Annotated in this window: 14 protein-coding genes; 6 read left to right on the top strand and 8 right to left on the bottom strand. The window is 58.6% G+C overall.

Annotated elements, in window-relative coordinates; translation table 11 throughout:
- Positions 1-2: 2 nt before the first annotated feature.
- The gene (locus tag IGW03_RS22550) at positions 3-3,338 is read right to left on the bottom strand and encodes a maltotransferase domain-containing protein (RefSeq protein WP_228535944.1); all 3,336 of its coding nucleotides are present in this window, start codon (positions 3,336-3,338) and stop codon (positions 3-5) included.
- 508 nt (positions 3,339-3,846) lie between these two features.
- On the opposite strand from IGW03_RS22550, the gene IGW03_RS22545 reads away from it, so the two are divergent.
- Positions 3,847-7,092 carry an NEL-type E3 ubiquitin ligase domain-containing protein gene (locus IGW03_RS22545; protein WP_194724783.1) on the top strand — a complete coding sequence of 1,082 codons (3,246 nt, stop codon included), beginning with the start codon at positions 3,847-3,849 and terminating at the stop codon, positions 7,090-7,092.
- A 178-nt stretch (positions 7,093-7,270) separates the two neighbouring features.
- Here the strand turns inward: IGW03_RS22545 and IGW03_RS22540 are convergent, their stop codons facing one another.
- Positions 7,271-7,921, bottom strand: coding sequence for a LysE family transporter (locus tag IGW03_RS22540; protein WP_194724782.1), 651 nt, complete (start codon positions 7,919-7,921; stop codon positions 7,271-7,273).
- Complete coding sequence (locus IGW03_RS22535; protein ID WP_194724781.1) at positions 7,918-8,661, bottom strand: HalD/BesD family halogenase; 744 nt, start codon at positions 8,659-8,661, stop codon at positions 7,918-7,920. The genes IGW03_RS22540 and IGW03_RS22535 overlap by 4 nt, the downstream gene beginning before the upstream one ends.
- Before the next feature lie 762 nt (positions 8,662-9,423).
- On the opposite strand from IGW03_RS22535, the gene IGW03_RS22530 reads away from it, so the two are divergent.
- The 3 genes from IGW03_RS22530 (at position 9,424) to IGW03_RS22520 (ending at position 13,841) form a co-directional block, all read left to right on the top strand.
- Positions 9,424-10,581, top strand: a complete 1,158-nt coding sequence (locus IGW03_RS22530; RefSeq protein ID WP_194724780.1) for a hypothetical protein — start codon at positions 9,424-9,426, stop codon at positions 10,579-10,581.
- 428 nt (positions 10,582-11,009) lie between these two features.
- The gene (locus IGW03_RS22525; RefSeq protein WP_194724779.1) at positions 11,010-11,969 is read left to right on the top strand and encodes a hypothetical protein; all 960 of its coding nucleotides are present in this window, start codon (positions 11,010-11,012) and stop codon (positions 11,967-11,969) included.
- Between the two features lie 321 nt (positions 11,970-12,290).
- A complete protein-coding gene (locus IGW03_RS22520; protein ID WP_194724778.1) occupies positions 12,291-13,841 on the top strand; it encodes an alpha-amylase family glycosyl hydrolase in 1,551 nt (516 codons plus the stop codon).
- 155 nt (positions 13,842-13,996) lie between these two features.
- Here IGW03_RS22520 and IGW03_RS22515 read toward each other — a convergent pair whose 3' ends face one another.
- From IGW03_RS22515 to IGW03_RS22505, 3 genes are all read right to left on the bottom strand, one after another.
- On the bottom strand, positions 13,997-14,824 hold the full coding sequence (locus IGW03_RS22515; protein WP_323745011.1) for an SDR family NAD(P)-dependent oxidoreductase: 828 nt from the start codon (positions 14,822-14,824) through the stop codon (positions 13,997-13,999).
- Positions 14,825-14,836: 12 nt separating this feature from the next.
- Entirely contained in the window at positions 14,837-15,661 is an 825-nt protein-coding gene (locus IGW03_RS22510; protein ID WP_194724777.1) for a glycoside hydrolase family 16 protein, read from the bottom strand.
- Between the two features lie 68 nt (positions 15,662-15,729).
- Positions 15,730-16,392: a sterol desaturase family protein gene (locus IGW03_RS22505; RefSeq protein ID WP_194724776.1), complete on the bottom strand. Its 663-nt coding sequence runs from the start codon at positions 16,390-16,392 to the stop codon at positions 15,730-15,732.
- A gap of 124 nt (positions 16,393-16,516) precedes the next feature.
- On the opposite strand from IGW03_RS22505, the gene IGW03_RS22500 reads away from it, so the two are divergent.
- Entirely contained in the window at positions 16,517-16,786 is a 270-nt protein-coding gene (locus tag IGW03_RS22500) for a hypothetical protein (protein WP_228535942.1), read from the top strand.
- Between the two features lie 431 nt (positions 16,787-17,217).
- Entirely contained in the window at positions 17,218-18,180 is a 963-nt protein-coding gene (locus tag IGW03_RS22495) for a TIGR03885 family FMN-dependent LLM class oxidoreductase (RefSeq protein ID WP_194724774.1), read from the top strand.
- A gap of 292 nt (positions 18,181-18,472) precedes the next feature.
- Here the strand turns inward: IGW03_RS22495 and IGW03_RS22490 are convergent, their stop codons facing one another.
- The gene (locus tag IGW03_RS22490) at positions 18,473-19,681 is read right to left on the bottom strand and encodes a nucleotidyltransferase family protein (RefSeq protein WP_194724773.1); all 1,209 of its coding nucleotides are present in this window, start codon (positions 19,679-19,681) and stop codon (positions 18,473-18,475) included.
- Between the two features lie 486 nt (positions 19,682-20,167).
- Entirely contained in the window at positions 20,168-22,558 is a 2,391-nt protein-coding gene (glgB, locus tag IGW03_RS22485; RefSeq protein ID WP_194724772.1) for a 1,4-alpha-glucan branching protein GlgB, read from the bottom strand.
- Between the last annotated feature and the right edge of the window lie 3 nt (positions 22,559-22,561).

Genomic DNA, 22,561 nt, shown 5'->3' with positions numbered 1-22,561 from the left:
ATTCAGGCTCCAGTGTGACCAGTGAGGCTTGCGTGACTTGTGCTGCTGGTGTGGCGAACGCGCCAGATGGCATAGGGGCAGACGAAGGGGTCGAGCCTCAGCTGCTGGTGCTTGCCGTGCCAGCCGAAGCGGCTTCCATTGACGAGATCCTCGACTTCCAGTACGCCGTCGTCGGGCACGCCGAATTCCCACAGCGGCAGCTCCAGCGTCGCTTCATGCGCATTGAAGGGATCGAGGTTGACGGCCACCATGACCACGTTGTCGCCGAAGCGCTCGCAGCTGTCGGCGGGCGGCGTGGTCTTGATATAGAACAGGATGTTGTCGTTCGACGCCGGCAGGAAGCGGATGTTGAGGTGCGTCTGCAGTGCCGGGTTTTCCTTTCTGATCCTGTTGAGCAAGGTGATTTCCTGGATGATGTTGCCGGGCCGCTGCCAGTCCCAGGCACGGATCTCGTATTTTTCCGAATCCAGATATTCTTCCTTGCCTGGCACCGGCGTGCCTTCACATAACTCAAACCCGCTGTACATTCCCCACAATCCGGAGAGCGTGGTGGCCAGCGCCATGCGGATCAAAAAGCCCGGGCGGCCGGATTTCTGCAGGAAGACCGGGTTGATGTCCGGCGTGTTGACGAAGAAGTGCGGCCGGAAGAAGTCCTTGACCGGCGTCTGGCTGAGCTCGGTCATGTATTCGGTGAATTCCTGCTTGGTGTGGCGCCAGGTGAAGTAGGTGTACGACTGCGAATAGCCGACCTTGGCCAGCCGGTACATCATCTTGGGCCGGGTGAAGGCTTCCGACAGGAAGATGGTATCGGGATGGCGCGCCTTCACTTCGCCGATCATCCATTCCCAGAACGGCAGCGGCTTGGTATGCGGATTGTCAACCCGGAACACCTTGACGCCTTCATTGACCCAGAACAGCACCACGTCGCGCAAAGCCGTCCAGAGGCCCGGGATGGCGCCCTTCGCATAGAAGTCAACGTTGACGATGTCCTGGTATTTCTTCGGCGGATTTTCCGCATAGCGGATGGTGCCGTCAGGCCGCCAGGCAAACCAGTCGGGATGTTCCTTCAGCCAGGGGTGGTCGGGCGAGCACTGGATGGCGAAGTCGAGCGCCAGCTCCAGCCCGTGCCTCGCCGCTTCGTCGCGCAGGCGGCGGAAGTCTTCCAGCGTGCCGAGCTGAGGATGGATCGCATCATGGCCGCCCTCTTCCGAACCGATCGCATACGGGCTGCCCGGATCGTCCGGCCCCGGCGTCAGGCTGTTGTTGCGGCCTTTGCGGTGCTTGCGCCCGATCGGGTGGATGGGCGGAAAGTACAGCGTATCGAAGCCCATGGCCTGGATGGCCGGCAGGCGCTTGATGACATCGTCGAAGGTGCCGTGGCGGGCCGGATCGCCGCTCTGCGAACGCGGGAACAACTCATACCAGCTGGAAAAGCGCGCGGCGACACGCTCGGTGTCGATGCGCAGCGATTGCTGGCTGCGCACCGCGAACGGCCTGGCATCGGCCTGCCGCATCGCTTCGGCGGTCGGCTCGGACAGCAGCGCGGTCACGCGCTCGGCATCGCTGGCAGCGTTCTTCAGGCTGTTGGCCAGGGTTTTGAGATAACCGAAGCTGCCGATGCCCCTGCCCTCGGCATGATCGGCCGCGGCCTGCACCAGCAGCCTGCCTTCTTCGAGTTCCACGCTGACGTTGAGCCCGGCCGTGGTCTTCTTTTCCAGCTCATCGCGGTAGGTGGCGAACACATCCTTCCATGCTTCCACGGCGAAGACATAGCGGCCGACGCGGGTCAGCGGCAAGGGCGCGGTCCAGCGGTCGTTGGACACAAGGTGCATGCGGGTTTCCTGCCAGTCGGCCTGGTCGGCGGTGCGCCAAAGCAGCGCCACCGCCAGCTTGTCGTGGCCGTCGACGAAGACGTCGGCCTCGACGTCGACCACTTCGCCGACGGTGCGCTTGACCGGGAAGCGGCCGTCGTCGCAGGCGGGAGAGATCGCCTCGATGGCAATGCGCGGCGACAGCGCGGCCTTCGCCGCATCCTCGCCTGCCTGCGGCAGCACGATGGGCGGCAGGCGGCGGGTCAGAAAGAGCTGGAAGCCGGCCGCCTCCAGCGCCACCGCCTGCGCGTCTTCCCTGTCGTTCCTGCTCTTGTCGACGGGCTGCCTGCGGTCGCTGTCGCGCATGCCGTCGCTTTCCAGAATGCGCTCCCTGCGCTCGACCGGCGAAGGCCATATCTTGCGGTCGCGCACGAAGCCGCCGGCGCGTTCCAGCAGCTGGCCCTCGCTGACCGTGCAGGCGCGCATCGGGTCTGAGTTGGCCACGATCAGCAAGGCCTCGTCGCCGTTGGACGCGGCGCTTTCCCGCAGCAGCACCGCGATGCCGGACTCCACCGTGCTCATCATGCACAGCGTGCCGCGATAAAAGCGCGCGCCTGTTTCGGCCAGAAAGGAATTGGCTTCCTGCAGATCCGCGCTCAAGTCGATGCTGCCCTGCCCTCCCTGTTTCTCCGGCCCGGCAAGACCGGAAATGCCGGACTCGAAGCCCTGCGGCACCAGGATGCCGTTGCCGGTGGCAGCCGCCAGACGCAGCGCACGCTGGTAGATGCGGCGCCGCGCTTCCGGCTCCTCGTTGCCGGCCAGCCGCGCAATGACGGCTTCATTGGGACTGTCGGGAAAGGCAATGGGCGGCGCAATGCGCTGCAGCCGCGCCTCTTCCTCCACCAGCCAGCGCGAACGGAAATCCCACCATGCGCCCGAGGAGAAAGTGGCATCGAAGCCGCATCCGGCCAGCGCTTCCATCTGCTGCGGCGTGCAGCCGGGCGTCCATGCCAGAAAGCGCGCATCGGGACGGCTGCGCTTGATGGCGCCGATCATGCATGACCACAGGGCCGGCGGCGGCTCGCTGACTGAGGTGCAGCGAAAGCCTGCGATGCCTGCCGTCAACCAAGCTTCCAGGCGTTCCTGCCAATAACTGCAAATGCAGTCGAAAGTTTCCTTGTCGCCGTAGCGCGGCACACGCCGCACTTCCTGCAGAGGGTCGCGGCGCGGATCGGGCAGATCATTATTGTCGTCACGCCGCTCGAACCAGTCGACATGCGTTTCCACCACGACAGGATCACTGCCTATGCTGCCGACATCCAGATCCAGCAGCACATTCAGCCTGTGCCGCCGCGCTGCTTGAATAATGCCGCGCACCGCATCACTTCCGCTTGCGTCGCCTGCTTCCCGCACCAGCAGCAGGTGATCGAAGCCCAATGCCGTGCATCGCTCCAGGATGCTGTCGAGTTCACCGGTCGTACCCGCATGCTGCAGGCTGATGGAATAAATTCTGGGCAGAAAAGGCATGGTTGTCGGCATCGTCATCGCTGCATTCGCTGGTTGAAAAGAAGGTGCCTTCCTGCAAAGAATGTTTGCAAGGAAAGCAGTCCGGAAAAATCTTTTCAAATAGAGCATCCAAACTGACAATTTGTTCGCAGGCCGAAATGCAGAAATCGCAAGCTTGGGTGGTTTGGTAGTGATCCAGGATGGCGTCAACGGTATCCGCTGGCGCCAATGACCGGTCGAAACCGCGTTGCCGCTTCCGGCAATGTTCCGGACATGGCATTACTTCAAGGAAAAACCATTTTCGGAACGGCTGCTTGTTTCCCGTCAGCCTGACATGAAGGGCGCTGTACCTTTGCCAGTTTCGGAACTTGCCGTGCCGGGGCCAAGGCGGCGATGGAACCGCTGGCGTTACCTGCCGGATTGGAAGCGCGTGGCCCGGCGGCAGACAATTACTTATTCTTCGACGGAACCGAAGTGAAGCTGGCAACACTCATCTGCTTGTTCATTTCTATCTACTAAAGAGCCGACGATGGCAGGACGGATCATTCCCAGCTGGATGCGCAACGTTCGCATGAACGAGGAGATTATCGAAACTCGATCAGGAGCCGACGCGGCAGCCGACATCCGGCATCAGGACCGCAATACCGATGGTCGGGCGCAGCCACGCCTTCGGCAACTTGAAAATACCATTCGCTCCAGCTTGTACAAGGCCTACGCAAAAGCAAACGGCAAAGTTCGGCCGAACTCCGCAGCAGGAATGCGCAGGCATGCGGATATCGAAAGCAAGCGGGCCTGGACGGCTTGGGCACAGGAAGCACACCTGCCATATGAGCAGCGGGATACTGCGCTCGAAAGGCTTCGCGCATGGCGCCGGGCCGTACCACGTCCTTCACTCATCGACCTGAGCAATCTCGGACTTAAAACTGCGCCTCCGAATCTTCCCGAGGGGGTAGTGATCAATGTCGATGGCAATCCATTATCAACACTCAACGCATGGAGGGATTGGGCCTCGGTGTCCGGCCTGTCCGAAACCGAAGCCGCTGGAAGACATAACGCGTTGCAGGCGCTGAATCAATGGTATGACGCAGACCCGCGGCCGGATGTTCTGGATTTAAACGCATTGGGCTTGAGAAGCTTGCCAGCGGATTTTCCGCCTGTTGGCAGGCTTATCCTTGCGAGTAATGACTTGGAGGCCATGCCGGAGCTTCCTGCTACGCTGCGGGCGCTCGATATCAGCCAGAATCGCCGGCTCACTACGATAGGAAGCCTGCCCGCAAACCTTGAGCAACTCCATGCCGCATTGTCGCCAATTGAACGCCTGCAGCAGCTGCCCGACACCCTGGCGGAACTGGACCTGAACATGCATGACGATCAGCCGAGGCTTGCTCTAGACTTGTCCGCACTTCCGCGCGGCCTCAGGGTACTTAAGCTGTCGAATCGCGTTCTCAATGAGGAACTGCTGCGGTCGGTGGCGAGGTGCGAGAGTCTGCAGCACTTGAATCTTGCAGGCAACGGCCTGGCGGAGCTGCCACTCGTGCCTGCTGGCATTCGCATCCTGGACATCGCAGCCAATAACCTGAAACGTTTACCTGGCTTGCCTCCAGCACTTGTCAATCTTAATGCAAGAAATAATGAGCTAGGCCAGCTGGAGCTGAGTGACGCCGCCTTCCCAATGCTTGAGGATCTGGATGCCAGCGAGAATGCACTGAGAAATCTACCGAATATTCCATCAACGATAAGGCGTTTGAACGTCCGGCAAAACATGCTCACCCGCCTTCCAGATCTGCCGGATGGCTTGGAAGTGTTGGCAGCCAGTGGCAACAGGCTGTCGCAGCTGCCCGGTCTGCCTCGGCAGCTACGGGTTCTGGAGATCGCTTCGAACGAGATTCGAAATCTGCCCGAGCTTCCTGATACGCTGATCAGGCTGGATGCCAGCAACAATGAGCTGGATAAAATAATGGCTCCCTTGAGACAAATTGAAGAATTGAATGTCCGGGGAAATCAATTGGAGTGGCTGCCACGCATTCCACCAAGCCTGAGGAAATTGGATGCCAGCGACAACAACCTCCATGATCTTCCTCCTCTGCCAAGGGAATTGCATGAACTGAATGTCAGCCTGAACGGGTTAAGGCAAATTCCTGAACTGCCGGCCGACCTTCGTGTTTTAAACATCTCTGACAATCTGCTGGAGACCTTGCCCAGCTTACCCGAGGGCCTGATCGAACTAGATGCACGTAATACGTCAATAACGCAGCTGAACGGCCCGTTGCCATCGGGGCTCCGAATATGCGATATAAGCCTGAACAACTTTACGGAACTGCCGCCTATTCCGGATACGGTTCATACTCTGATCGTCAACCGAAACAATCTCTCTGGTCTGCCACGCCTGCCCGATGGCCTGCTGCACCTGGAAGCCAGAAGCAATCGGTTGGTGAGCCTGGAAAACCTTCCGGATACCTTGCGGGTAATCGATCTCAGCCGCAATTCTCTGGCCTCGCTTCCCCGCTTTAATGGCAGGCCGACTTTGCTCGATCTACAACGCAATCTTTTCGATACGTTGACGCTTGATATGGATTCGTACGGGCCGGATTGTCATGTGAATGTTCGTGGCAATCTTTTCACCGTGCATACGCAGGATCGGCTGATACTGATCAGCCTCATGCATGAAGACGAGTCGGCGAACCTGCCGCGCATTACCTATGACCTGCCCGCCCCGGCGCTGTTACGCCGTCAAATTGCCAATTGGTATCCCGATGACCAGACAAGGCTGCGGGCAATGGCACATTGGCACGATGTCCCCGATGATGGAAGTTTTGAGGCCTTCAGCGGCTTTCTCGAACGCCTGAGCGAGACCACCCATTTTTCCAATGCGATTCTGCTTGCCGACATCACGCAATGGCTGGATCGGCTTGCCATGGATCAGGAACTGCGCAACTCCACAATGGTATTGAGCGCAGAAGCGCTGGGACATTGTGATGACCGTATCACGCTTTCATTCAACCACATGAAAATGCTTGATCTGGCGGCGCAGATCAACAGCGGGGCCTATGACGAGCGACTGCCCGAAGTCATTGCATTGGCACGAGGCTGGTATCGCATGGAGCGGCTGGAATTGTTCGCCCGCCGCAAGATTGAAGAACAGACCGCAGCACACGAAGCGTGGCAAGGTGACGAAGCCGCCACGCCGCGTCCCCCTCTTCCCGATGACGTTGAAGTCTATCTTGCGCTTCAGGTGCGGCTACGGCGATTACTGGCACTACCCATCGATGATGCTGGCATGCTTTTCGAAAACATTGCCGCTCTGAGTGAGGAAGATTACACCGCAGCAGCGCGGGAAGTCATTGCATCCGAGCGGGATGGTTTCGTGCGCTACCTTGCGTTGCAATGGTCGCCCTGGCTGGAATTACTGAAGCGGCTGGACCCGGAGAACTATGAAAATGCGCAGGAGCGGATTGTCGATCAGCTCAGCAGCGACCAATATCACCAAAGCATCAACGCTCGCCTTGCCAGTTTCGAAATCGAAGAACCCGGTGGAGAACGCGATATCGAAATTCAGCTGGGCAGAGTGATCAGCGACGAAATCAGAGAAAGGGAAATCGTTGACTTAACAAGACATCTTCTTGAATCAAGAGGTCTTGTTGATTTGCTGGACCGACCGGCTCTTCCCGACATCAACGATGCAACTGCGATCCCGGAAAATCCGCATGCCGCACATGACGGCCAGGCAAACCAGCCTGAAGCTCAAGGACATCCACAGCATCCGCGGCATCCATGATTTTTCGTAGCATCGCCAGGTAGTTGATTTTCAAACTTAGCTCCAGGTCATTGCAGCACGAGAAGGATCGATGAACGCCTTTTCTGGAAAGGCGCACCCGTCATCCATGGCAGAACCATGGACGGCGGGCACAACGCAGCCAAACCTGAAAACCGCAGCCAAACCTGAAAACGCAAGCTTACAGGATTGACTCGCTTGAAATTGGCATAAGGCTGATGACAGTAGTCACAGCCAGGTAGATCAGCGCCAGGCCGCAAGCCACATTGATGAACATGGTTGTTCTTGCCGACATCGTACGATGCAGCACATGCACCAGGCCGGCGCAAGCGAAGCACCAGAGCAGCGAGGAAGTCATGAAGCCGGCAAAGAAAACCACGTAATGCGCAGGCTGGGGCTCCGCTACCCCAAGTGCGCCGAGCACGCCGCCCAGCGCCGCCCAATAGAAAATGTTGGCCGGATTGGTCAGCGACAGCGACGCGCCGCTGGCCAGCGCTCCCTTGTCCATTGCGCGGGACTGCGTGCTTGGTGCTTCCTGATCCGGATCCGGATCCGGACGGCTGAAGCAGGATTGGAGGCCAAGCCATGCAAGATAGATGGCGCCGAGGATGGAAAGGGGCACCTGCACGGAGGGCAGTTGCAACAGCATGCCCGCGCCAGCCAAGCCCAGCACCGCCCACGTCGCATCTCCCGCCAGCGAGCCGACCTGTACATAGAATGCCGGGAAGTACCCGCCAGCGATACCCCGGCGCACGGTTTCGGCGAACACTGCACCCGGCGAGGCATTGAAGATCAATCCAAGCCCGAATGCCGACAAGAATAAGCCCGTCATGCGAACAAGGTCTCCATGGTCTCGTGCGAAGTAGGCTTGTCGAGCTCGTCCATTGCTGCCCACACCATGTTGACCACCACACGGCTTGTGCCTTCCTGTATCGGGCTCACGCGGTGCATGCCGGTGTCGGTGCGCAGTATGTAGGCATCGCCGGGCTCCAGCCTGAAGGCATAGGCGGGGCCGCTGAAGAGTGCGGCCTCGACGCTGGGTTTGTCCTTGTTCCATGACGTATTCGGTACCACCTGTACGTAGCCGCCCGATTCAGCGGGAGGCGTCTCGACGGCGAATACAACCCCGTACTTGTAGTCATCCCAGTGCCAGCCGTGGGTATCATCGGCACGATACAGGCAATTGATGATGTACTCCTCGGGTGTGTATGGGCAGGTCGTAAAGCGCTCGCCGGTAATGATCTCGAACAGCCGCCTGACCATGGGATCATCATAAATCCTTGGTATCAGCAAGCCATGCTCGTTGATCCTGTCGCGCTTGACATTGACCATCCTGCGCGGCGTATAGGCGGTTTCCTTCATGTGGAGATTGCGCTCGACTCCGTGCCTGTCGATCAGCTTCGCGCATTCATCCTGCAGCTGCCGCAGCAGTTTGTCGCGGAACAGGCCGCGTATTACCGCGAAACCCTTTTCGCGCATGGAGGCCTGCAATGCAGGCAAGTCGGTGTGACGCAGGCAGCTGGTAACATTATCAATAAGCTGGAGATGCAATTGATCGCTGGTGTTGCTCATTAATTCCTCGCAAGTCGAAAGTCAAACAAACGTGTCTGGATCAGGCGGAGAAAGATTGTAAGCACTCACTAATCATGACGCAATTGCAATAAAAAGAATGCTGGTGCGATTTCAACAACGCTGCAATAAGCATTGACTCCTGTCCGCCGATGTGGCCGACGACTGCAAACCTTAATCAGGCTTGACACTGCATGCGTGCCTGCGCCAGGCATGCATGACACGAATTAATTGTTCAATGAACCGTTGCAGCCAAGCGGTTAACCACGATGAACATGTATTCGAAACCCGTCCCCGACCTGCCGGGTGTTTTAAAACAATCCCGACAGACGTGCGTGCATTTGATGTGGTAAATGCCGGACAATGAGATTGCCGATTCAGGCTGGACCAACTAAACATTTCGCATGTAGCTGCATGAGGCGATTTATTAACTGTTCAATGAAGGCCTTTGATATGACCGCAACATCTCAGGGCGCTGAATCAATGCATCGCGTCATTTTCGATTTTTAACACGGAATCAACAAAGCCTCGATTCGACCGGCAGCGTTGCACGCGACGCGGAGCGACTTCCGCTTCGTAAATAAATGCTGTCCCTTTTCCAATGGAACCAAAATGGAGGTAGCAACACTCATTACGCTCTTCATAGCACGGAGGTCACATGCCGGGAAAACGCGATCCCAATCGGTGCCATCCTGCCGCGCTTGAGTTCGACGTTCCGGCATATTGCACCGTTGCGCCGATTATTCAAATTTCATTGAAACCGTTATGGGAAACTTCATTTCTACCATTCGCAATCCAGCCTCTCTGCCAAGTGTTCAGACGCCAGCCATACCTTCCGAATCCGATCCTGTCGCCAGGCTATCCGAACCAAATCCCGCAAACGAGGAAGCTGCTACCTTCGGCAGGACCGTTTCCGAAGGAGCGACTCGCAGGCGCCTTCTGGGAAAAATACCGGGCTTTTACCGTCGGGACAGGCCCGGAGCGGCAGCCTCTCCAAACGCACCCGTCTCGACAGACACTCAAGGAACGATGCCTGCGGTCGTGCAGCCAGTGAAGCAGGTCCATAAAACGTCGATGTTCAGGGATGCCTTGCCTGAGCTTCCCTCCCTGTTGCAGAAACGGTTCCCGAATGGCGCGAACATTCATGTTTACGGGGCTTCGCACGGCGATGAAGTCGTCGGCTTTGCCATCCTGTTCGACCGGAAGCTTGGGCCGGAAAATGCCGCGAAATTCAGGTTCATCGCATCGGATTATGAACCACAGGTCGATGGAACACGGATCTTCGACAGGGTCAGGGAAACAGGGCAGGTTGTGATGAAAGCAAAAACCTCGAGACGTGTTTCCATTAATCATTCCTCTTATATGGCGCTGGAACAGCCAGCTGACAGCAACGCGAGATTCCGTCACTACGTGCTGACGGAAGCCGGCACCCGTCTGGTGAATGAACGAATCACTTTTATCGGTCAGTCAACGAACATCATCGAAGATTTAAGAACCAAGCTGAACAACGACGACTTCAGAAACCAGCCCCAGGTAATCATGTTTCGCAACGCAGCTTATCTTCTCGATGCGCCCGTCAATCCGGGCGGGCGTTCTCTGTATCACGAAATTGAAGCCGGATTCACGACTTCGGGAAAAAAGGATTTCAGCAACATCAGAAAGGAAGTCGCCAGGCGCTATCCCGAATTTCACAATGCCAGATTACTGGAAGGCTTGCTGAGGCAATGCGCCCGCGGCACGGTGGTGGTCATTGGCGGCATACCTCAAGAAATCATCATGAGCAGGCATGTGCTGCCAAATGCGGGTTTTAAAGCCCGCCACAATAGCGATAACAGATATAACCCCGACTATGAGCATCGGAATACGCGGCAGATTTTCATCAAGACGGACCCGGTATGGAAAAGGATACTTCAGGCGGGATGAACTTCGCTCATTCAATGCCCCCCTCTCCAATCATGCGGAAAAACAAGGCGCCGTACTGGAGGCGGGGGTGATAGGTGCTCAAGGCGATCTGTCGAAGCAATCATTTTTGTTATGCCGACTTGTCCAAGGCGGGACGTTTCATAGTGCCGCACCCAGTCTCCCTCTTGCGGACCGCATGTGACTGCTTGAGTGTCCTTTGCTGCAGGTCCGCTGTGACAGCTTATGGAACTGCCATGGCCCGGATGTCACTCATTATAGATCCGGCCCGAAAATATATTGAGCCGGATCCCCTCACCCCGCCCCTCTCCCAGAGGGCGAGGGTGAGATCGGCGGTCCGAAAAATCAACCATTTTTCGGGCCGAATCAATAGTGCAGTCCAGCGACTTTGTCTGAGGACACGATCATGTTCGATGCATCCAGGGAAGAGAATGCGCATCTTTAACAACAAACGTCCGGATCTTCCGGGAAGCGAGACGAAGCTGTCACTGGACAATTCCTCAGCGCCCGGCATGATGCATCCACCAGGGGCCGTACCGCCCGGGATGCAGACTGCCAGCAGTCGCACTGCCCTCAATGCCTTCATGCGCAATGCGGGCAATCGCATGGGGAGCAAGCTGATGACGATGTTGAATTCAATGAACGCCGCCAAGACCCAAGGCTCCGCGCCGTCGAGTGTTGCCGACCTGATGCGACAGTCGCATCAAGACAGCTATCAAAAATTCACAAGGAATGAGGCCGGCATCAACAATGCCATGGCGGAGTGGGCCAACAGCAGCGAGACCCTGACGCACTTGCTCAAGCCCTACATCAACCCCGGCAGCAAGAAAGCAGGCATTCCTCAGACCGACGGACTGCGTTCCGGCGTAACCACCCTCTTGAACGGCATCTACAAGGAAGGATCCCGGGCACCGCAGGACCTGCAGGATGCGGCAAGGGCGCTGGGCAACACGCCCATCTTCAAGGTGCAGCAGGAAGACGGAACATTCAGGGATATCACGTTAATAAACTTTGCCACTACCTATGAACATGGCACCGGAATGCTGGACGCATTGGACATATCGCCGGAACACAGAAAACAGATTGCACAACGCGTAGCCTTCGCACTCGCCGATCTCCGCAAAATCGGAGATGCCTACATCAATAACGGCACGTCTGCACCGGAAAGACGATTGGATAGCGCCGATTACGTCCTCGTGTCCCCTCGGACTCCTGAAACCACAAACCTGAAAAGACGCAATGCCATCCGAAGAACGTCTCAGGAGATTGGCTCTTCCAAGCAGGCGGACACATCACTCGCTTCGGCAACGGATCAGCTGCCTGTACGGCAGCGCATGGAACGTCCTCCCCGTCCCTTGGGGCCAAGGTCAATGTCGAAGCCCACATCCTGATCATGTAGAGAGACTGCGTCTGCTCTGCCTCGGCACGAGGCACGAGGCACGAGACATGTGAACAAACCGTCATTCCCTCCGTGCAATTGTCATTCCGGCCATCCAAATGGACCTCCAAAGTTGCAACTCGGGAACAAAACGTCCCCATCTTGCATCTAGGACATTGCACATTTCCGGAAGTCAACGGATAGTAACGTTCATGCGGTCGACCGATGGTCGTATCGCACCGATGACACATGCATCCCGGCCCTTCCGGTCCAACTCGCGGCTTGCGCCGCAGGGACGGATTGCATAGTGACCTTATGAGCTTATGAGAGTGTCATGATCATTTACCAGGTATATCCCCGCAGTTTCCAGGATTCGAACAACGACGGCATCGGCGACCTGGCCGGCATAGAACAGAAGCTTGCCTACATCAAGAGCCTTGGCGTGGACGCCATCTGGATCAGTCCCTTCTTCAAGTCGCCGATGAAGGACTTCGGCTATGACGTATCGGATTACCGTGCCGTCGATCCCATCTTCGGCACGATGGACGATTTCAAGAGCCTGATGCGGCGGGCCAAGGCGCTCAAGCTCGGCATCATTGTCGATATGGTCATCTCGCACACCTCGGAAGAGCATGCCTGGTTCAAGCAGAGCCGCGCCAAGGAAAACAACAAGTCCGACTGGTATCTGTGGGCCGACCCGAAGCCCGACGGCAGCCCGCCCAACAACTGGGTTTCGGTATTCGGCGGCCCGGCGTGGCGCTGGGATGCCGAGCGGCGCCAGTACTATTTCCATTCCTTCTTCTCCAGCCAGCCCGACCTCAACATGCACAATCCCGACGTGCAGGCCGCGGTGCTGAAGGAAATGGACTTCTGGCTGGACATGGGCGTATCGGGCTTTCGCTTCGACGCCTGCAATCACATCTTCCAGGACCAGCTGCTGCGCAACAATCCGCCGCGCCAGGACACCAGCGCCGCGCTGCATCCCTACGGCTTCCAGCTGCATGTCTACGACCAGGCGCGCCCCGAGATGGATGCCTTCCTGGAAAAGATCCGCAAGCTGCTCGACGCCTACGGCGCCTTCAGCCTGGCCGAAGTCGGCGGGCATGACGCGCTCAAGCTCATGGGCCAGTACACCAGACCGGGCCGCCTGCATTCTGCCTACAGCTTCGCGCTCATGCAGCCCGACAGCAGCGCGCCTTATGTGCGCAATGTGATCACCACGCTGGAAGAGAGCATCAAGGCGCCGGGTTCGCCCTGCTATGCCTTGAGCAATCATGACAAGCCGCGCGTAGCGAGCCGCTGGCTCAACGGCCGCGACCCCGAACAGAATGCCAAGCATGCGCTGGCACTGCTGTTTGCAATGCGCGGCGATATCTGCCTGTATCAGGGCGAGGAGCTGGGCCTTCCGCAGGCCGACGTGCCCTTTGAACGCATCCAGGACCCCTTCGGCAAGACCTTCTGGCCCAAGTTCAAGGGCCGCGACGGCTGCCGCACGCCGATGCCTTGGACGGCTGCTCCGCATGGCGGCTTCAGCCAGGCCGAGCCATGGCTGCCGGTCGACAACGTGCATATCGAAATGAATGTCGAGAAGCAGGATGCCGAGCGGGATTCGATTCTCAACTTCGCCCGCGAGATGATCGCCCTGCGCAAGTCGCGTCCGGAATTCAGCCAGGGCGGCATCACGCTGCTCGATGCTCCCGATGGCGTGCTTGCCTTCTCGCGCGAACATGAAGGTTCGGAGATCGTCTGCCTGTTCAACATGGATGTCGTCGAGAAGAAGGTGGCGCCGGTCGATGTCGGCACGGTAATCATGAGCAGGAACATGAGCGTCGACGCACGCACGGTGGTGCTGGGCGTGAGCGGGTTCTGCTTTCTTCAGGGTTGAGCAGGAACGAGACAGGAACGGAGCGATGCGGGAAGTTGGCCAAACCGGCCTCCATGCCTGCATCCTTCACAACGAATGGTAGTGGTGCAGGCATGGAGGCCTGCACATCGATGACGCAACCGGCATTGCCCGGGCGGCAATTGCCAGCCGCATCATCATCTGCAGCGAAGGATAGCCGTCCAGCCGCCGTCCACCGCTAGCGTCGTTCCCGTGACCAGCGACGCCGCGCCGGAGGCGAGGAACACGACCGGCCACGCAATTTCAGTGGTTACCCCTACCCGTCCCAATGGGATACGGCTGATGACGCTATCGAGGAACTGCGGATCGTCCAGCCATTTGCGCGTGCCGTCGGTGCTGACGAACGTCGGCGCCACCGCATTGACGCGTATGCCGGCCGGCGCCCATTCCACCGCGAGACAGCGCGTCATGTGCATCATGGCGGCCTTCGTCATGCAGTAGACGGATTCATCGCGCAGCGCAACCGCCCCGGCCTGCGAGGCGACGTTGACGATCGCTCCGGTCCGCCTTTCGGCAATCAGCCGGCGCGCAACCGCCTGTGCGGTGAAGAACGCGGCCTTCACGTTCAGCCCGAACATGCTGTCATATGCCTCGGGCGCGACATCCAGCGCGGCAGCGGGCAGGCTGTGGCCGGCATTGTTGACCAGCACCGTGACCAGGCCGAGTTCCGCTTCGGCTTCGGCAACGGCCTGTGCGATTGAAGCGGGGCTTTGCATGTTCATTGCAACGGCCATCGCCTTCACGCCCTTGGCGCGCAGCACGGCGGCAAGCTCGTTTCCCGCTTCAAGATCGCGGCTGTCGATCGCAAGCGAGGCGCCCGCCTCGGCCAGAGCAAGAACGCATTCGCGCCCGATTCCGCGCGTAGCGGCTGTCACCAGTGCCGCCTCGCCGTGGAGTGAAATCTTCGCGCCGCCGGTGCGAGCCCCCGCGCCGCCCATATCGGATATGCCTGTCAGCGCTTGCACGATTAAGCCCTCCTAACGGTATCCGTTGACAGGCTGATAGGCACGGACATAATCCACCACGAAGTCTTTCGGATAAACCGATGAACGTCCTTCGGACTGGGAAAGCGTTTCCTTCGGCCTTTCATAGATGCCCAGCATGAACTGCATCGGATAGCTTGGCGATTGATGCACCGTGCGGATCAGCTGGTTGTCGACGAAGAAATCGATATGGGTCGGCGTCCATTCGGCGGCATAGACATGGAATTCGGAAATGTCGATGGGCAGTTCGACTTCGCGGAAGTCATCGGTGATCCTCTCGTCGCCGAAGGGGTGCACACCGACGCCGACCTTCGACGTGCCGGCCGTGACGTGCTTGCCGAAGATTTCGCAGATGCAGATCTCGGCGGAATTTTCCGACACCTCTTCATAGCCGATCATCCACAAGGCCACATGGTAGCCGGCTTCCCTGACGCCCTTAAGCCGGGTCTCGAAATAGCCGTAGGTCGGCGTGTAGAGGGCGCGGTTGGCCTGCACTTCGCGCACGACGCTCTCGCGGTTGAACCGGTGCTGTCCCCTGGTACTGCCGAGCGGCCCGGAAAACACGCCTGTCTGGAGCGAGGAAACGCGTATATCGCCGTCATATTCCGGACACCAGGGTTGCTGATCGGCCCCGATGCTCAAGACAAGATGGCCGTCCTCGAAACGTGCGCTTGCCGCTGACTGGCGCGAGGAAGACCACTGCGGCAAATGGCATGCAATCCATTTGCCATCGTCCATCGAGTTGCCGTCGAACTCGTCGTGGAACTCCAGCCGGTAGCCCGGCTTTTCCAGAGGGTTTGCAGGAAATACTTTTTGCATGAAGATGTTTTCTCCTTTGATTAGCCTTTGGTTTGCCGTGCAAGTGCAGGCGATGCGCAATGCCCGGTTCAGCGTTCCGATTTCAATGGCACCGGAGGCTTGTAGGACGCATGGCCGAACAGGATGGCCCGCCAGTAGCGCAGCCTGTTGGTACCCAGCTCTCTCAGCATCTGCAGCCATGGCCGGAACAGAAACCGCAAGGGCGTGCGGCGGTAGTCCGCCGTGTCGCTGAAGAGTCCGGTACGCGGCAGGATTTGCAGCGGTTCGATGTCGGTGCCGAACAGGCGGTCCCAGAGCGTGGTGCGTGCGCCGAAGTTGCAGCCGTCGGAAATATTGTGCCGCCCTTCCCTGGAATGATGCGTGTAGTGAACGGCGGGCGTCAAATGCCGGAGAAATGCGAATCGCGTTTCCAGGTAGTAGAGCACCACCGAGTGCGAAGGATCGGTCCAGGTATCGAAGACGATAACGGCAATCAGCGCCCATCCGCTGTCCCGGATGTCCAGTGAGAACAGCTGGGTCACCAGCGGCAGGAAGAGCAGCACGAACACCTTGCCGCCGGCGGTATCGAGAATCAGCGATTGAGGATCGACTGCCTGAGTGAGCTGGCAGAGTTCGCGGTTGCGGTGATGATTGATGTGTCCCAGATACCAGAAGAAGCGGATCTTGTGGCAGAAACGGTGCGACCAGTAGAAGCAGAAATCGCCGAGCAGGCAGGCGAGTATCAATGCCACTGCGCCGTTCATCTGCACCAGCGTAGGCACATGATCGAGCAGCGACGAGTAACCGTCGATCCATGACTCGACAAGCGGATTCGTGAACGTAAAGACGACGGTCAGCAGGAAAACGCAGTTGACGATGGGCCGTATTGATCATCCCTTCCCAATCGAAAGGCCGGACGGTGACCTTGCGGTACATCGCCAGATCGAGCAGCGCGATCGTCATGCCGAAAAGGGTTCGGCAGATTGCTGCCGCGATGAGTATCGATGCCATGGACGGATTCAAATCTGCCAGCACGACTGCCTTGACGTTGTAGAACACCACGACCGATTTCTGCACAAGGGCTTCACGCAAGCCGAATCCGCCATGATGATAGGCCAGTTCCAGCAGCAGTGCGGCTGTCCATAGGAAACAGAGCAAGAGCACCTTCCATCGAGCACCTTGTAGTGATATTTCTTTATCCCACAGCCATCGCTTGCACTAGGAAAGCGAACGAAGCGGTGAAGTGTTTAATGCAGCAGTAACGCCAGTGTTGTCTGCCATACGCATCTTTCCTTATATCGAAGCTGGCGATACTCGCTTTCTTCGATAGGGCAAGCCCTTCCTGACAGCCGCCACCGGTTTCAAGCAATCTTGAACCGAGCTTAAACGAGGAATATTGTTTTACAAACAATTACTGTATTTTTATTTCTTTAATTTTTCGATCCATTGTTGGATTCGTGCCATTGGCCATTCACGGGAGACTTCGCAAATGCGAGTGTGTAAAAGACGACGCCTGCGAAAGGCACATATGCCTGCATTGGTTGTCTACCTCAGCTCTTGGCAAAGGAGCATTCGACTTGACCTGCATCGGATATCACTGCTCTCACGAGCAATACCTTCCTTCCCAGCTGCTGCGCAACGCAAAGCTCGCCGCACAGGCGGGCTTTCGAATGGCAATGTGCTCGGATCATTTCCATCCATGGAGCGAACGGCAGGGGCAGAGCGGCTTCACTTGGTCATGGCTGGGAGCGGCATTGGAGTCCACGCCGCTATCTTTCGGCACGGTATGCGCGCCGGGCCAGCGCTATCACCCCGCCGTCATCGCGCAGGCCGCCGCCACGCTGGCCGAAATGTATCCCGGCCGCTTCTGGATGGCCGCAGGCAGCGGCGAGGCGCTCAATGAAAGCATTACCGGCGAACCCTGGCCAGCGAAGTCCCGGCGTCGCGAACGCTTGAAGGAATGCGTCGACGTCATGCGCGCATTATGGGCAGGAGACACCGTCAGCCGCACCGGAGCGGTGCAGGTACGCAATGCCCGGCTCTATTCCCGGCCGGCGCGGTCACCGGCGGTGCATGCGGCCTGCCTGTCGCCGGAAACGGCGGAATGGGCCGGCGGCTGGGCCGACGGCATGATTACCGTCTCGCAGGACCATGCGCAGATGAGGGAGGTGCTGGACGCATTCCGGCGCGGCGGCGGGGCCGGCAAGCCGGTCTACCTGCAGGTCGTGCTTAGCCATGCGGCCAGCGAGGAGGAAGCGCTGCACGCCGCCGCGACGCAATGGCGCCAGGCTGCGCTCGACAAGGCATTGCTGGCCGACCTTGATACGCCGGCTGCCTTCGACCGTGCGACCGAGCACCTGACGCCGAAGGATGTTGCCGCCAGCGTTCGCGTATCCGCAAATGCGGAGCAGCATCTGGAATGGCTGCTGAGAGATGCCGAGCTTGGTTTCGATGCGCTCTTCCTTCACAACGTGCATCATGACCAGCAAGCCTTTGTCGAAACGTTCGCCGAAAAGGTGCTGCCGCATTTCGATCGTTAGAGCGCTTTCGCACTGACAGACGCATCCTATTTCCGCCGGCGGCAGAGGAATTCACATAAGCCGTTCCATGCTGACTTAATGGGAAATGGGCAACCGCAATCAAACGATGTTTGAACCTGGTTCGACTTGCACGTGGCGCGGAGAAGAGGGAGTAGGCGTGCACTTGGAAGATGCCGTGCAAGGAAAAGCAAAGGCGGTGGAATGACAGCGTCGGAACTCGTTCGCACGGCGCCTGGCGGCGCCGTGCATGGTCGCGGCAAGCCCGAGGCTTGCGCGCTTGCATTTCAACAGTTTACGGTGCGTATGACATGGCAACATTCTCGGCCGTCGCGAGCACGCCGACCGGCGAATTGATGTCTTCCAGGTCTTCTTCGCTGTCCTTCGTGCGGCGCGCCATCCTGCGGTCGCGCGCATTGTTGAGGCCGGCGTCCTCGCTATCCGACAGGCGCACCATGTTGCCCTTGCGATCGACGCTGTAGTCGCCGCAGACGATCACTTCCTCCAGTTCGGTGCCCGGCAGTACGCGGGTATATTCGAACAGGATGCTGCGTACGACTTCTGCGCCGGCACAGACATGGCTGCCGTGACCGATCCATGTCGGACCGATGATGGTGCTGCCGGCTTCGATATGGCAGCCGGCGCCGATATAGACCGGGCCTTCAATGGTGGTGCCTTCCCATTCGATGCGGGTATTGAGGCCGACCCAGACGCCTTCGCGGATCTGCGCACCGGGCACTTCCAGCTGCGGCACATCACCGGTGAGCAGGCTCTGCAGCACGCCCCAGTAATCGGTGACGCTGCCGATGTCCAGCCACTCGAACTCCTGCTTCTGGGCGTAGAAAGGCAGGCCCTTTTCGGCCATCAGCGGGAACAGCTGCGAACCGATGTCGAACACCTCGCCGGAAGGAATCAGATCGATGGCTTCCGGTTCGAAAATATAGATGCCTGTGCTGGCCAGGTTGGACAGGGCATCTTCGCGCTTCGGCTTTTCCTGGAACTTGATGATGCGGCCATCTTCGTCGCTGACGACGACGCCATAGTCGGAAACCTTGTCCCAGGGAACTTCGCGAGTGATGACGCTGGCCATTGCACCCTTGCGCTTGTGTTCCGCGACAGCAGCCTGGATATCGAGATCGATCAGCGCGTCGCCGCAGAGAACGATGGTGGTGTCGTCAAAAAATCTTCCGAACTCCTGTATTTTTTTCATGCCGCCGGCCGAGCCGAGCGCTTCGGGAACGACCTCGCCGTTCTCGTCCATATAACCTTCAAAGGAATAGCCGATACGCACGCCAAAGCGGCTGCCTTCACCGAAATAACTCTCGATCTTTTCGTGGAGGTAACTCACGTTGACCATGATGTCCTTGACGCCGCACTTCGCAAGGTGCTCCACAATGTAGGCCATGACCGGCTTGCCCAGGATAGGGATCATCGGCTTGGGCAGGTCGTAAGTGAGAGGACGTACGCGAGTGCCTTTGCCGGCAGCGAGAATCATTGCTTTCATATGTATTTAGCCTTGAATAATTGTCCGGATACGCAATGAATGCGCAGGCCTTAAGGAGAACACGTGTTGCCATCGAAGGGCTTGAACAATCTCAAGCTATGATGCGGTAAGGCAACCTCAAGCTGCTGCATTTTCATTCCATTCAGGCGCGTTCACGTTCGGGTGACGCGTCTTTTTATTAACGCAAGATTTATACCCAGACCCCGAATCGGCGCCGGTAGTTCCCCGAAGCAGTTAATAAAAGGGAATCATCTTTGCGCTGCACCAATCTACCGCGCATTTGCCTGAGATGCTCGGAAAACCGGCTCGAATTACGCTCGAAGGGCAACGAACGACCACAGGAATTGCATGAAGAGTTCGAAACTCGATGGATCATGCCTTTCGTTGAACGACTGCAAGCCAATCCTACGGAGCCCTGACCTTTCTCTTGTCGTTTCTCATTGCTTCGAGTCTTTTCCCGTCTTGTTTCGACCTGGCCTGCACACGTCACGACCCCTCGCACTGCAGGACGATGGTCGCTAGCGGCGGCAGCGTCAGCAGCAGTGAAGCCGGCTGTCCATGACTGGGTTCATCCTGCGCGATGACAGCGCCGAGATTGCCTGTGTTGCTGCCGCCATAGCAGTGCGCATCGGTATTGAGAACTTCACGCCAGCGCGCCCCCTTCTTCGCGGCCGGTATGCCGATACGGTACGCTTCGCGCGGTACCGGCGTGAAATTGCACACTACCAGCACCGGAGGCGCATCACTTGCGACGCTGCGTCGCAGATAAGCGAAAACGCTATTGCCCGCATCATCTCCGATCAACCATTGAAAGCCCTCCGCATGCGCATCGCTGTCATACAGCGCCGCTTCGCTGCGGTAGAGGCGATTGAGATCGCCAACCAGATCGCGAATACCGCTGTGCCCGGGATCGATCAGCAACTCCCATTGCAACTCGCTGTCGTGATTCCATTCGCTCTTCTGGCCGAACTCGCTGCCCATGAACAGCAGCTTCTTGCCGGGATGGGTCCACATGAAGCCGAGAAAGGCGCGGAGGTTGGCGCGCTGCTGCCAGTCGTCGCCGGGCATCTTGCCAAGCAGCGAACCCTTGCCATGCACGACTTCATCATGGGAAATCGCCAGCACAAAACGCTCGCTGAACGCATAGCACAGGCCGAACGTGAGATCGTCGTGATGGTAGCGCCGATGCACCGGTTCGCGCTGCATGTATTGCAGGCTGTCATGCATCCAGCCCATGTTCCACTTGTACGAGAATCCAAGCCCGCCTTCGTCCTCGGGCATGCTGACGCCGGGCCACGCGGTGGACTCTTCCGCAATCACCATTACGCCGGGACAGCGCTCCCGCACCACATGGTTCAGCAGACGCAGGAAATCGATGGCTTCCAGGTTTTCGCGGCCGCCGTAGCGGTTGGGAATCCATTCGCCCTGCTTGCGGCTGTAATCGCGGTAGAGCATCGACGATACCGCATCGACCCGCAAGCCGTCGACGTGATAGCGTTCCAGCCATTCGAGCGCACTGGCGATCAGCATGCCGGCGACTTCATTGCGGCCGAGGTTGTAGATCAGCGTGTTCCAGTCCTGATGGTAGCCTTCGCGCGCATCGGCATGCTCGTACAGGGCGCTGCCGTCGAAGCGTGCGAGGCCATGCGCATCGCTTGGGAAATGCGCCGGCACCCAGTCGAGAATCACGCCCAGTCCGGCTTGGTGGCAGCGGTCAACGAACGCCGCGAATGCCTGAGGCGATCCGAAGCGAGCGCTCGGCGCGAACTGCGACAGCGGCTGATAACCCCATGAACCGCCGAAGGGATGCTCCATGATCGGCAGCAGTTCGATGTGGGTGAATCCGCATTGCCGTACATAGGGTATCAGGCGGTCGCCGAGTTCATTCCAATCGACAATGTCGTCCGCACTGGCATTCACTTTGCCGCCGGGTCTGCGCCATGATGCGGCATGCACTTCATAGATCGAGATCGGCGCAGCGGCATGCTGGCGGATGGCGCGTTCGCGCATCCAGTCATGGTCGCTCCAGCGACGATCGATCGGCGCGGCAATCACCGATGCCGAGTCCGGCGGCAAGCTGGTGGCTCTGGCTGCCGGATCGGCCTTCTGCGGCAGCAGCGTGCCGTCGGCGGCACGTATTTCGTAGCGGTAGCGTTCGCCGGCGCTGAGCCTCGGGATGAAGAGTTCCCAGACTCCGGCCTCATGGCGCAGCCGCATCGGATGCCGGCGGCCGTCCCATTGATTGAAATCGCCCACGACCGACACCCGCATCGCATTCGGCGCCCATACCGTAAAGCGCGTTCCCTCAATGCCGGCTACCGTCATCGGCAGTGCCCCCAGGCAGTCAGGAGCCTGCCATTGCAGGCCCTGCGCGATCAGCTGGAGCTCCGCATCGCCAAGCAGCAGGTCGAATGCATACGGATCTTCCAGGATCTGGCGCAGTGTTCCTCCAAATCCGTCGGGCCAGGTGATACGCAATCGATAGCATTGCGGCGTGTGCCCAGGCTCGCCGCTCAAATCGACGATACCGGAAAACAGCCCGCCGCTGCTCACCGGCGTCAGCGTGGCCAGCACGCAGTCCTCTTCGTCGCCCGTCGTGCCGGCGAGCACCTCCACCCTGAGCGCGCCTGGCTGAAAGGTCCTGATGACGTACATGCCGTCCTGCGCGATTGAACGCGGCCCGTAGAACGAAAAAGGATCGCGCAGCCTGCCGGTTTCGGCGGCATCGATGGCATGTCTGTCGAACGTGAGCGGATCAATCCATCCGGCAAGCTGCCGGATGGCAAGGATTTCACTGGGTTGATCGGAATCGGCGTTGTTGCCTGTTGTTGTCTTGACGTCCGGCAGATGACGTTGTCGGCTTGCTCCCTGCGCCATGCG

It is taken from the genome of Noviherbaspirillum malthae (assembly GCF_015352985.1).
Taxonomy (GTDB): Bacteria; Pseudomonadota; Gammaproteobacteria; order Burkholderiales; family Burkholderiaceae_D; genus Noviherbaspirillum; species Noviherbaspirillum malthae.
This window is presented reverse-complemented; position numbering and strand designations above follow the sequence as displayed.